At 75.4% G+C, this 12,651-nt stretch carries 8 protein-coding genes; 3 read left to right on the top strand and 5 right to left on the bottom strand.

Going from position 1 to position 12,651, the window contains the following annotated elements; all coding sequences use genetic code 11:
- Positions 1-5: 5 nt before the first annotated feature.
- The 3 genes from MICAU_RS18375 to MICAU_RS18365 are packed head-to-tail and all read right to left on the bottom strand — an operon-like array spanning position 6 to position 1,555.
- Positions 6-479, bottom strand: coding sequence for a hypothetical protein (locus MICAU_RS18375; RefSeq protein ID WP_013286844.1), 474 nt, complete (start codon positions 477-479; stop codon positions 6-8).
- A 33-nt stretch (positions 480-512) separates the two neighbouring features.
- Complete coding sequence (locus tag MICAU_RS18370; RefSeq protein ID WP_013286843.1) at positions 513-701, bottom strand: hypothetical protein; 189 nt, start codon at positions 699-701, stop codon at positions 513-515.
- Between the two features lie 41 nt (positions 702-742).
- Positions 743-1,555, bottom strand: coding sequence for a hypothetical protein (locus tag MICAU_RS18365; protein ID WP_244879619.1), 813 nt, complete (start codon positions 1,553-1,555; stop codon positions 743-745).
- A gap of 110 nt (positions 1,556-1,665) precedes the next feature.
- On the opposite strand from MICAU_RS18365, the gene MICAU_RS18360 reads away from it, so the two are divergent.
- A complete protein-coding gene (locus tag MICAU_RS18360; protein WP_013286841.1) occupies positions 1,666-4,326 on the top strand; it encodes a cation-translocating P-type ATPase in 2,661 nt (886 codons plus the stop codon).
- A 33-nt stretch (positions 4,327-4,359) separates the two neighbouring features.
- Positions 4,360-5,241, top strand: a complete 882-nt coding sequence (locus tag MICAU_RS18355) for a universal stress protein (RefSeq protein ID WP_013286840.1) — start codon at positions 4,360-4,362, stop codon at positions 5,239-5,241.
- A gap of 48 nt (positions 5,242-5,289) precedes the next feature.
- On the opposite strand, the gene MICAU_RS18350 is transcribed toward MICAU_RS18355, so the two are convergent.
- Positions 5,290-5,589: an STAS domain-containing protein gene (locus MICAU_RS18350; protein WP_013286839.1), complete on the bottom strand. Its 300-nt coding sequence runs from the start codon at positions 5,587-5,589 to the stop codon at positions 5,290-5,292.
- Positions 5,586-9,734 carry a SpoIIE family protein phosphatase gene (locus MICAU_RS18345; RefSeq protein WP_013286838.1) on the bottom strand — a complete coding sequence of 1,383 codons (4,149 nt, stop codon included), beginning with the start codon at positions 9,732-9,734 and terminating at the stop codon, positions 5,586-5,588. The genes MICAU_RS18350 and MICAU_RS18345 overlap by 4 nt, the downstream gene beginning before the upstream one ends.
- A gap of 293 nt (positions 9,735-10,027) precedes the next feature.
- Here MICAU_RS18345 and rph point away from each other — a divergent pair, with 293 nt between their 5' ends.
- Positions 10,028-12,619, top strand: a complete 2,592-nt coding sequence (rph, locus tag MICAU_RS18340; RefSeq protein WP_041799042.1) for a rifamycin-inactivating phosphotransferase — start codon at positions 10,028-10,030, stop codon at positions 12,617-12,619.
- Positions 12,620-12,651 lie beyond the last annotated feature (32 nt).

Genomic DNA, 12,651 nt, shown 5'->3' with positions numbered 1-12,651 from the left:
GTACGTCAATATGATGTTGACAGCGCGGCGGCGATGCGCCGGGCGGCGTCGCGTGCCGGAGCGGGCAGCCGCCGCCCCGCCCCGGCCAGGTCGTCGGCGAGGTGCGCGGCCAGCGCGTACAGCGGCCCGGCGGGGGCGTCCAGCGCGAGCGCGCAGGTGCGGCGCGTCAACGCCGCGCGGGCGAAGCGCCCGTCCCACGCGCGGTCCGTCTCGATCCAGCGGTGCAGGTCGGTGACTGCCGCCCGCAGCACGGGCAGTTCGGGGGAGCCGCCCGGGTCGAGCCGGGCCAGGCGGGTCCGCCGGGCCGCCACGAGGCGTTGCCGGCGTTGCTCGGCGGCCTGCCGGCTGCCCAGGCCCAGCGCCCGCGCGACGTCGGCCCAGGTGGCGCCGTCGTGCCGGGCCCGGTCGATCAGGTCCAGCTCGCGGTCGTCCAGCCGGACCCCGGCCGCGGCGATCTCGGACAGGCGGTCCAGGGTCACCCGTCAACGCTACATTGACATCGGCCCGGCGCGTCAGTCCTCCGGGACGCCCGGGCCCACCTCGCCGCGCGCCAGGCGCTCGGCGTTGCGGTCGGCCTCACTCTCCGCGTTCTCCGCCCCGGCGCCCGGATCCCGGGTACGCCGCCCCTCGGCGTCCTGGAACACCTGCCCGCGCTCGAGCGCGCCCTCCTGCTGCCGCTGGAACTGCTCCGGATCAGTCATGACCGTCAGGTGCCCCGGCGGCCCCGCGGCAAACCGGTACGTCAGCGCGGCGGCGCCACGTAGAGGGCGGTCCGGCAGCCGGTCTCGCCCGGCTCCAGCCAGATCCGGTCGTACCCGGGACTCTCGATCTTCCCGGCCGGCGTGCGGACGAGCAGGAGACAGTCCCGCTCGGCGGGTACGCCGACGGCGGCGACGAGCGCGCCCTCGTGCACTGTCGTGTCGACGCTGATCCAGTCCTGTGGGAAGGCCGCCCGCACGGCGCCCGCAAGCGTGTCCGGGGTGGCGGTGCGCAGCACGGCGGTGAGCCGCTGCCGCCCGTCCTCGGGCACCCTCGGCACCGGCGCGGCGGTGGGCGGCGACGGAGCGGGGCCGCTCGGACAGTCGATCTCGTGGTACGTCGTGTAGCGGTAGAGCTCGAACTCGTAGCGGTAGCAGCGCGCGGCCTCACCGGCGCTGTTGCTCGCGCCACCGATCGACACCGGCGGCTGCTCCGGCACCGTCACCACGAACCGCACGTCGACGGTGGCCCGCTCGTTCCCGGCGGTGCGCCCGGACCAGGCCAGCGCCTCCCGCCGGACTGTCGCACCGCCGCCGGACGCGGCGTCCGTCGGCTCCTGGACGATCTCGGCCGCTGCGATCGACCCGGCGTCCCGCGCCCGGTTGCGGTGACCCAGCTCCGTGTTGAGCTGCTTCGCCTCCGCCGCCGCGGTGTCACGCGCCAGCGCGTCGCCGCTCTCCTCCCCGAACCCCCTCCCGCACCCCGCCGACGCGAGGAGGAGCACCGCGAGCGTCCACCGGACCCATCGGTGACGGGACAGAGGTGTCGGCTCGGTGGCGCTGCGTGTCCGGCTCACCGCGCCGACGTTACCGGCGCGCCGGGGGCCGCGCTGCCCCGTACGCGGGGGGCCGTTGGTCCCGGGTCCGACAGGCCCTCGGCCCTGCGAGCCACGTAGGTTCGCGCCGCATGCTGGGATTGCCCGGCGCGGGCGGCGACGACATGGAGGACGATGTGGTGATCAACGGCGGGCCGGCGACAGCGACGACGCCCACCGAGATCTCTCCGGCCCCCGCGACCGGGCTCGGCTCGGCCGAGGCGGCCGCCCGGCTGCGCGCCGACGGCCCGAACACCGTGGCCGCCCCGCGCAAGCGCGGGCTGGCCGGCCGGGTGTTCCGCCAGCTCACCGACCCGCTGGTGGCGCTGCTGCTGGCCGCCGCCGTGGTGACCACGCTGCTGCGCGACTACCCGGACACCGCGGTGATCGTGCTGGTCGTCCTGATCAACACCGCGATCGGCGTGGTGCAGGAGGTACGCGCCGACCGGGCCGTCGCCGCGCTGGACCGGCTCGCCGCACCGACCGCGCGTGTGGTCCGCGACGGCCGTGACCTCGTGCTGCCCGCCGCCGACCTGGTCCGCGGCGACCTGGTCCGGCTGGAGGCCGGCGACGTGGTACCCGCCGACCTGGAACTCACCGACGCGGTACGCCTCAGCCTGGACGAGTCGGCGCTGACCGGCGAGTCGGTGCCGGTGGCCCGGGTCGCGGGGGAGGAGGCCAGCGCCGGCACCGTGGTCACCACCGGCCGCGCCACCGGAACCGTGGTGCGCACCGGCGCGGCGAGCGCGCTGGGCCGGATCAGCGCCCTGGTCGCGGCGACCCGGCCGGCGCCCACCCCGCTGCAACGACGCCTGTCCTCGCTCGGCCGGGTGCTCGGCCTGACCGCCGTGGTGCTCTCCGGGCTGGTCTTCGCGATCGGCGTGCTCGACGGGCGGCCGGTCACGCAGATGGCCGTCACCGCCGTCAGCCTCGTGGTGGCGGCCGTACCGGAGTCGCTGCCCGCCGTCGTCACGCTGGCGCTCGCCCTGGGTGCGCGCCGGATGGCCGGCAGCCGCGCCATCCCCCGTCGGCTGCACGCGGTGGAGACCCTCGGCTCGGTCACCGTGATCGCCTCCGACAAGACCGGCACGCTCACCGAGGGCCGGATGGCCGTGCAGTACGCGGTCGTCCCCGGCCGCGACCGCTACGCCGTCACCGGCACCGGCTACGCGCCCGACGGCGAGGTGCACCACCGGGGCGAGCCGGTGAGCGCCCCCGACGAGCTGCGCGCTCTCGCCCGCGCCGGGCTGCTCTGCAACGACGCCACAGTGACGCCGCCGACCGACGAGCGGCCCGAGTGGACGGCGATCGGTGACCCGCTGGAGGCGGCGCTCGTCACGTTCGGCGCCCGCTGCGGCCTGGACCCGGACACCACCCGCGACGCCTGGCCCCGCGTGGCGGAGGCCCCGTTCGACCAGGACCTGCGCCGGATGACCACGGTGCACCGCCGCTGCGACGGGCGCTACCTGGTGGTCTGCAAGGGCGCGCCGGAGAATCTGCTGGCCGCACCGCTGGTGGACGCCGACGCCGCGGAACTGGCCGAGCTGACCGGCGCCGCGCACCGGCTCGCCACCGAAGGGCTGCGCGTGCTGGCGGTGGCCTCCGCGGTGGTCGACACCCTGCCCGACCCGGCCCGGCCGACCGGCCTGCGCCCCCTGGGCCTGGTCGCGGTCGGCGACCCGCTGCGCGCCGCGGCCCCCGGCATCGCCGCGGGCTTCGAGGAGGCCGGCATCCGGCTTGTCCTCATCACCGGCGACCACCCCGCGACCGCCGCCGCCATCGGCGGACGGCTCGGGCTCTGGCGCGACGGCGACCCGCTCGCCAACGGCGACGACGGCGACCCGGGCCGCGCCCACCCCGAGACCCGGGTGTACGCGCGGACCCAGCCGGAACAGAAGCTCGACATCATCGCCGGCCTCCAGAACCGGGGGCACGTGGTGGCGATGACCGGCGACGGCGTCAACGACGCCCCGGCGCTGCGCCGCGCGGACATCGGCGTGGCCATGGGCGGCGGCACCGAGGTGGCCCGGCAGGCCTCCGACCTGGTGCTCGTCGACGACGACCTGACCACCGTGGCGACCGCCATCGGCGAGGGCCGCCGGATCTACGACAACATCCGCCGGTTCCTGCGCTACGCGCTCGCCGGTGGCGTCGCCGAGATCGCGGTGATGCTGCTCGGCCCGCTGTTCGGCCTGCCGGTGCCGCTGCTGCCGGCGCAGATCCTCTGGATCAACCTGCTCACCCACGGCGTACCCGGGGTGGCGCTCGGCGCGGAACCGGCCGAGCCGGGCACGCTGCGCCGGCCGCCCCGCTCGCCGCAGGAGTCGGTGCTCGGCGCCGGCCTGGGCCGGGACGTGCTGGTCACCGGCGGGCTGATCGCCGCGGCGACGCTCGGCGCCGGGGTGTGGGCCGCGGCGGCCGACCGGCCGTGGCAGTCGGTGGTGTTCGTGGTCCTCGGCCTCGCCCAGCTCGGCGTGGCGCTGGCGGTCCGCGCGATCCGTACCCCGGGTTCGCGCGAGCGCAACCTCGCGCTGCCGGTGGCGGTAGCGATCTCCGCTGTGCTCCAGGTGGCGGGCGTGCTGCTGCCGCCCCTGCGCGAGCTGCTCGGCACCTCGCCGCTCAGCGCGCTCGACCTGCTCGCCTGCGCCGCGATCGGCGTGCTGCCCGGGCTGGTGCTGCGGCTGACCCGCCGCTTCCGCGGGACCAACGGCCCCCACGCCGGGCCCGCCGGCCCTGCCGGGCCGGCCGCCTGACCGGCAGGCTGAGGACGAGTGAAGGAGGACGACATGACGATCCACTCGCAGGCCCCCGTCGTGGTGGGCGTGGACGGCTCCGCCGCCTCGCTGGACGCGGTCCGGGTGGCCGCCCGCGAGGCCGCCGACCGGAACCGGCCGCTGCAGGTGGTGCACGCCTTCATCTGGCCGCTGACCCGCGCGCCGCTCACCCCGGCCCCGGGCGCGCCCGCCGGCGCCGGCCTGCGCAACCAGGCCGAACGGGTCGTCGCCGAGGCGGTCGCCGAGGCCGGCAAGGTCGCCCCGGACGTGCCTGTCACCGGCGTGGTGGTCGACGGCGCGCCGGCGGCGGTGCTGGTCGCCGAGTCCCGCGAGGCGGCGCTGATCGTGCTCGGCCACCGCGGTCTGGGCGGGTTCGCCGGCCTGCTGATCGGCTCGGTCACGCTCCAGGTGTCGGCCCGCGCGCACTGCCCGGTGCTGGTGACGCGCGGCGAGGCGCGCGCCGACGGCCCGGTCGTGGTCGGCGTGGACGGCTCCGAGCTGTCCACCGCGGCGGTCGGGTACGCGTACGAGGAGGCCGACCGCCGGGGCGCGTCGCTGATCGTGGTGCACGCCTGGCTGTACCCCACCCCGATCGGCCCCGGCGACATCCTGCCCCTGGTGTACGACCCGGAGGCGCTCGCCGAGGAGTCCCGGCGCGTCCTCGCCGAGTCGATCGCGGGCTGGGCCGAGCGTTACCCCGACGTGCCGGTACGGCAGCGGTCGCTGCGCGGCGCCCCGGCCCGGGTGCTTGTGGAGGAGTCGAAGGACGCCCAGCTCGTGGTGGTCGGCGCGCACGGACGTGGCGCGCTGGGCGGGCTGCTGCTCGGCTCGGTCAGCCACGCGGTGCTGCACCACGCCCACTCGCCGCTGGTGATCGTGCGCAACGGAACCTGACCCCGCGACCGCGCCCGACCCGCGACAGCGCCTGACGCCCCGACGGCGTCAGGCGCTGCGGACCGTGGTGAGGTCGGCCAGCCCGGAGATGGTCAGCAACGGCTCCAGCAGCGGGCCGGCGATCAGCGCGATCCGGTCGGCGTGCGGGAACAGCGCGGCCAGCCCGGCGCTGTCCAGGTACTCCACCTTGGTGAGGTCCACGACCAGGGGTTCGCCGTCGGGGCGTACGGCCTCGGCCAGCGCGTCGGCGAAGGCGGACGCGTTGCTCATGTCGATCTCACCGACGGCGGCCAGCACGCGGACGCCGTCGGGGCTGTCGCTCGTGGTCAGGGTCAGGGACGTGCTCATGGCGTGATCCTCGCCTGCATGTCGACGGTGGTGCCGGTGGCCCCCGGAGTGACGCTGATGTTGTCCATCAGCGCGCGCATGAGCACGAGTCCCCGGCCGCGGTGCGGGTCGGGAGGCTGGTCCCGGTCGCGCCAGTGTCCGCTGTCGGTGACGCTCAGGCGCAGGGCGCCGGCGGTGGCGGCGGCGCGCAGCCGGATCCGGCCGCCCGGGTTGTCGCGGTGCCCGTGCTCGATCGCGTTGGCGCACGCCTCCCCGGCCGCCACCAGGATGTTGTACGCGTGGGCCGGGGCCAGCCCGCAGCGGTCCAGCCATCCCCGCAGCGCGGTGCGGACCTCGGCCAGGCGCGTCGACTCGGCCGGGAACTCCAGTTCCAGCGGCCCGGGGTGACGGTAGAGCAGCAGGGCCACGTCGTCGTGGTAGCCGCCGTCCGGGGTGAGCCGGTCCATGATCTCGGTCGCCAGCACCTCGACCGGCGCGTGGTGGCCCTGCTGGATGGCGTCGGTGGCGCGGGCGATGCCGGCGGTGATCGGCTGGCGGCGGCGTTCCACCAGGCCGTCGGTGTAGAGCATCAGGGTGGCGCGCGGCGGGACCGTCGCCTCCGCCTCGGGACGTTCCTGCCCGGGGCGTACGGCCAGCGGCCGGGACCGGCCGTGCTGCAGCAGTTCGGGAGTGCCGTCGGCGCGGACCACGATGGCCGGTGGGTGACCGGCGCTGGAGTAGCGCATCAGGCCGGTGGCCGGGTCGAGGACGCCACAGAAGACGGTGGCGCAGGACGCCCCCGGCAGCAGCGCGGCGAACCGGTCCAGCGCCACGAGCGTCCGGGCCGGGCTCGGGTCCTGCAACAGCAGGGCACGGCAGGCGCTGCGCAGCTGACCCATCACCGTCGCGGCCTGAAGGCCGTGTCCCACGCAGTCGCCGACCACGATGCCGATGCGCCCGTCCGGCAGCTCGACGGTGTCGTACCAGTCGCCGCCGACCTTGAGCGGCATCGCGGCGGGGGAGTACCGCACCGCGAAACCGGCGGGGAGCTGCGCCGGGCCGAGGATCGCCCGTTGCAGGGCCAGCGCGGTCTCCCGCTGCTGGTCGATCTGGTGCACCCGGTGCAGCCCCTGCCCGATGTGGCCGGCCAGCAGCGCCAGCAGCGTCTGGTCCTGCTCGGTGAAGGGCCGCTTCTCGCCCAGGTCGATCCAGAGCGCCATGGTGCCGTGCGGATGCTCGACGGCGATGCCGGCGCCGTGCGTACGCGTCGCCACCGGGGTCAGCAGCGGGGTGTCCCGCAGCGCGAGCAACGCCTGCCGGCGCTCCTGCGGTAACGTCTCCCACCGGGCCGCCGGATCGGTGGCGGTCACCTCGGGGGCGGGCAGGTCGCGGAAGACGGCGGTGAGCACGCCGGCCGCCCGCCACAGCTTGCGCAGCTCGTCCAGCACCCCGTGCAGCGCGTCGGTGAGGTCGTCGGCCTGCGACAGCCGCATGCTGAGCCCGGCCAGGGCGGTCTCCCGCTGCACGGCGTAGTGCTCGGCGGTGACGTCGCGGAACGTGCCGACGATCATCCGGCGGCCGCTGTCCGGGTCGTCGACCTGGTTGAACGCGGCCGAGATCCAGATCCGGTGCCCGTCGCGGTGGGTCACCGGCACGGTGTACGTGCCACGGGTCTGCCCCACGAGTCTCGAGAACGCCTCTGCCACCTGGCGGTGCGCCTCGGGCTCGGCCTCCCGGTCCGGCCACCACGGGTGCACCGCGGGGTAGGGCAGGTCCTCGGTTCCGTACCCGAGGATGCCGGTGAACGCCGCGTTGATCTCGACCACCGCGCCGTCCTCGTCGCAGACGAAGAACGCCTCCTGCAACGAGTCGACGAGCGCGGTACGCCAGCGGGCGTGGTGGTTGCGCAGCCGGGCCAGCTCCACGTTCGCGCGTACCCGGGCCAGCAGCTCGGCGGCCGGGAACGGCTTGACCAGGTAGTCGTCGGCGCCGGCCTCCAACCCCTCGATCGAGGCCTCCTGACCGGCGCGGGCGGACAGCAGCAGCACCGGAGTGCCGGCCGTACGCTGGTCGGCGCGCAGCGCGGCCACCAGTTGCAGGCCGTCGAGCCGGGGCATCATCACGTCGCTGACCACCAGGTCGGGGGTGTGCGCGCGGGCGGCGTCCAGCGCGGCCCGCCCGTCGGCGACGGCCCGCACCTCGTGTCCGGCCGAGCGCAGCAGCCGGGTGAGGTACTCCCGCATGTCGGCGTTGTCGTCGGCCACCAGGACCCGGGCCGGCGCCCCACCGGGCAGCGGCTGGACCGGCCCCTCGGCCGGGTCGCCCTCGCCGACGGCGGCGCCCGGGTCGGCGGGCAGCCAGCGCAGCGCCTCCTGCACGAACGGCTCGGCCGACACCGGCGCCCGGCCGGTGCCCGCCGGGGCGAGCGCGTCGGCGGGCAGGTGGGCGGTGCCGAACGGCAGCCGGATCGTGAAGGTGGTGCCCCGGCCCACCGCGCTGGACGCGTCGATGTCGCCGCCGTGCAGCGTGACCAGCTCCTGGACCAGGGCCAGGCCGATGCCGCTGCCCTCGTCGGAACGGGAGCGGGCGTTCTCGATGCGGTGGAACCGCTCGAACAGGCGCGGCATCTCGTCGGCGGGTACGCCGATGCCGGTGTCGGAGATCCGCAGCACCGCCGCGTCGCCATCGGCGCGCAGCTCCACCCGGATCGTGCCGTCGAAGGTGAACTTCAGCGCGTTGCTGAGCAGGTTCAGCACCACCTTCTCCCACATGCCGCGGTCCAGGTGCACCGGCTCGGGCAGGGGCGGGCAGTCGACCTCGAAGGACAAACCGGCCCGTTCGATAGCCGACCGGAAGACGCTCGCCAGGTCGGCGGTCACCGCGGCCAGGTCCACCGGCTCGTAGCGGGCCTGCATCCGCCCGGCCTCGATGCGGGAGAAGTCGAGCAGGCTGTTGACCAGCTTGCCCAGGCGCAGCCCGTTGCGGCGGATGACGTCCAGCTCGGTGCGGACCTGCTCGTCGGCGCCCTGCAACCGGCCGCGCAACTCGTCCAGCGGTCCCATGATCAAGGTGAGCGGGGTGCGGAACTCGTGACTGATGTTGGAGAAGAACGCGGTCTTCGCGCGGTCCAGCTCGGCGAGTTCCTCGGCGCGCCGCTGCTGCGCCTGGTAGCTGCGGGCGCTGGCGATCCCGGTGGCCAGATGCCCGGCGGTCAGCTCGACGAAGCCGCGGTACCCGTCGTCCAGCGCCCGGTAGCGGTTCAGCCCGGCGACCAGGAACCCGTACGGCGCTCCGCCCTGCTGGCGCAGCGGCACCAGGAGCGCCTCGGCCGGCGCGGCGGGCCAGACACCGGCGGGCAGGTCCGTGAAGGCGGGGCCGTCGAGCGCGACCCGCACCGACTCGCCCTCGGTGAGGGCGCCGGCCGGCCACGGCGCGGCCGGGTCGCCGGGGGACAGCGTGGCGGGGGCCGCCGGATGGCCCGCCGCCAGCCCGGTCGCCTCCACCAGCCGGGCGCCGCCGTCGTCGTCGTACAGGTAGGTGAGCGTGAACGGCAGGTCCTGCGGGTTGCGGGCCAGCTGGCGGCTGACGAACGCGAGCGTCTCCTGTTCGGTGCGGATGACGCTCGGGTCCGAGCCGAGGTCGCGCAGCGTGGCCATCCGCCGTTCGCCGATGACCCGCTCGGTGTCCTCGCTGACCACACAGAGCATCCCGACCAGGCTGCCGTCGTCGGCGCGCAGCGGGCTGTAGGAGAACGTGTGGTACGTCTCCTCCCGGTAGCCGGCGCGCTCCAGGAACAGCAGCAGGCCCTCGTCCCAGGTCGCCTCGCCGGTGCGCAGCACGGTGTCGACACGAGGGCCGATGTCGTCCCAGATCTCCGCCCATACCTCGTTCGCCGGCAGCCCCAGCGCCCACGGGTACTTGCGGCCGAGCGTGTCCCGCCGGTAGGCGGCGTTACAGAAGAAACTGAGCTGCGGCCCCCAGGCCATCCACATCGGGAACCGGGAGGACAGCAGGATCCGCACCGCGGTCCGCAGGCTCTGCGGCCAGGTGTCCGGCGGGCCCAGGGGGTGCGCCGACCAGTCGATCCGCGCCAGGTCCGGCCCGATCTCCGCGTCCACGGCGAAGACGTCGGCACGCGTACGCGGGTCGGTGTCAGCGCCGCTCATCGCCCGAGTCTCCCCCACCCCGTCCGGTCCCGCTCGTCCGGGCCGCGTCGCGGCCTCGTGGTCGCTTCTTGCCCCGTCGCGCCCCCGGCACTCCACCCGGGGCGGGGAGATCTGACTCACGTGACGGCAGCGGGTCAGGGAAGGGGTTCGTGGTGCGGCAAAACGAAAGGCAAGGAGACACCTCTCCTCGCCACTATCAACGTATATCGCACCCCGGGTCTTGCCGCAAGGCCCCGGTGATGCCGCAGAATCAGCGGCCGATGCGGGTCGAGCTGCGAAAACGGGGGCACGGCATGACCGGACGGTACGTGTGGCAACTGCACGAGGTCGACGAGACGCGGATCGCCGCGGTCGGCGGCAAGGGCGCGCACCTGGGGGCGTTGACGCGGATCGACGGGGTGCGCGTACCCCCGGGTTTCTGCGTCACCACCGACGCCTTCCGGCTGGTGGCGCGGACGCCGTCGCTGGCCGGCCCGCTGGACCGGCTCGCCCGCGCGGACGCGGACGACCCGGCGGCGCTCCGGACGGCCGCAGCCGAGGTGCGTCGCGTCGTCGAGCGGACCGCGCTACCGGGCGACGTCGCGGCGGCGGTCACCGCCGCGCTGGCCGGGCTCGGCGCGGACGCCGCGTACGCCGTGCGGTCGAGCGCGACCGCCGAGGACCTGCCGACCGCCTCGTTCGCGGGCCAGCAGGACACCTACCTGAACGTGGTCGGCACGGCCGAGGTGCTGCGGCACGTGAGCCGCTGCTGGGCCTCGCTGTTCACCGACCGGGGGGTGACCTACCGGCGGCGCCACGGCATCGACGACCGTGCCGTGGACATGGCCGTGGTGGTGCAGCTGATGGTCGTCCCGGACGCGGCCGGGATCATGTTCACCGCCGACCCGGTGACCGGGAACCGGACGGTGGTCTCGGTGGAGGCCGGCTTCGGTCTCGGTGAGGCCCTGGTCTCCGGCCTGGTGAACCCGGACGTCTTCACGGTGCGCGACGGCGCGGTGGCCGGCCGGACGATCGGCGCGAAGGCGCGGGCGGTGCACGCGGTGCCCGGCGGCGGCACCCGGGAGACGCCAGTCGACCCGGCGCGGCAGGCCCAGCCCGCGCTGACCGACGCGCAGGCGGTACGCCTCGCCGCGCTGGGACGGCGGATCGAGGCGCGCTTCGGGTGCCCGCAGGACATCGAGTGGGCCCTGACCGGCGACGACATCCACATCCTCCAGAGCCGGCCGATCACCACGCTGTTCCCGGTGCCGGCGGCCGCCGACGGGCGGTTCCACGTCTACCTGTCGGTCGGCCACCAACAGATGATGACCGACGCGATGAAGCCGCTGGGCCTGTCGATGTGGCGGCTGACCGCCATGGCGCCGATGCACGAGGCGGGTGGGCGGCTGTTCGTCGACGCCACGCCGCACCTGTCCACCCCGGCGGGTCGTACCGCGTTCCTGGGCATGATCGGCCGGGCCGACCCGCTCACCCGGGACGCGCTGGACACGGTCCTCGCCCGGGACGTCGTACCGGCCGCGCCGGACCCGGCCCCGGCCGGCCCGCCCGTGGGCGGCCCGCCGCCCTCGATCGACACCGACCCGGCGATCGTCACCACGCTCGTCGAACGCAGCCGGGAGTCTCTCGCCGCCCTGCGCCGCGACGTCCGCGGCCGCTCCGGACCCGAGCTGTTCGACTTCCTGGTCGAGGCGTTCGCCGAGCACAAGCGGGTGCTCACCGATCCGGTGAGCGCCCAGGTGATCATGGCGGGAATGCAGGCCACCTGGTGGCTCAACGACAAGCTGGGGGAGTGGCTCGGCGAACGCGACGCCGCCGACACGCTCACGCTCTCCGCGCCCGGCAACGTCACCGCCGAGATGGGCCTGGCGCTGCTCGACGTGGCGGACGTGGTCCGCGCGTACCCAGAGGTGGTGGCGTTCCTGCGGGACGCCGCCGGCGACGGGTTCCTGGACGAGCTGCCGAAGCTGCCCGGCGGCGTCGAGGCGCGCGACGCCATCGCCGGCTACCTCGACCGGTACGGCATGCGCTGCGTCGGCGAGATCGACATCACCCGGCCACGGTGGAGCGAGCACCCGGCCACGCTCGTCCCGCTGATCCTGGACAACGTCCGCACCTTCGCCCCGGGCGCCGCTGCGCGCCGCTTCGCCCAGGGCCGGGAGCGGGCCGAGGCGAAGGCCCGGGAGGTGCTGGACCGCCTGCGCGCGCTCCCCGACGGCGAGCGCAGGGCCGCCGAGACGCAGGCCGTGATCGAGCGGGTACGGACGTTCGCCGGCTACCGGGAGTACCCGAAGTACGACATCGTGAGCCGTTACGCCGTCTACAAGCAGGCGCTGATGGGCGAGGCCCGCCGGCTGGTGCGCGCCGGTGTGCTCGCCGGTCCGGAGGACGTCTTCTACCTCACCTTCGACGAGTTCCGCGAGGTCGCGGCCACCGGCTCTGTGGACGCCGCGCTGATCCGCAGCCGCCGGGAGGAGTTCCGGGCGCACCGGGCGCTCACCCCGCCCCGGGTGCTCACCTCCGACGGCGAGGCGCTGAACGGCTCGTACCGGCGCGACGACGTGCCACCGGGCGCCCTGGCCGGGCTGGCGGTCTCGGCCGGCGTCGTCGAGGGGCGGGCGCGGGTCGTGGCGGACCTGGCCGGCGCCGACCTGGAGCCGGGCGACATCCTCGTCACCGCACACACCGACCCGAGCTGGACGCCGCTGTTCGTGGCCGTCGCGGGCCTGGTGACGGAGGTCGGCGGGCTGATGACGCACGGCGCGGTGATCGCCCGTGAGTACGGCCTGCCCGCAGTGGTGGCGGTGCCGGACGCGACCCGGCTGATCCCGGACGGTGGGCGGATCCGCGTGCACGGCACCGACGGGTACGTCGAGCTGCTGTCCTGACCGGCGCGGCATGCTCGATGATGGAGGTCCGG

It is taken from the genome of Micromonospora aurantiaca ATCC 27029, from assembly GCF_000145235.1.
Taxonomy (GTDB): domain Bacteria; phylum Actinomycetota; class Actinomycetes; order Mycobacteriales; family Micromonosporaceae; genus Micromonospora; species Micromonospora aurantiaca.
Note: the sequence above shows the minus strand (reverse complement) of the source record. Positions and strands in the feature narration are given on the sequence as shown.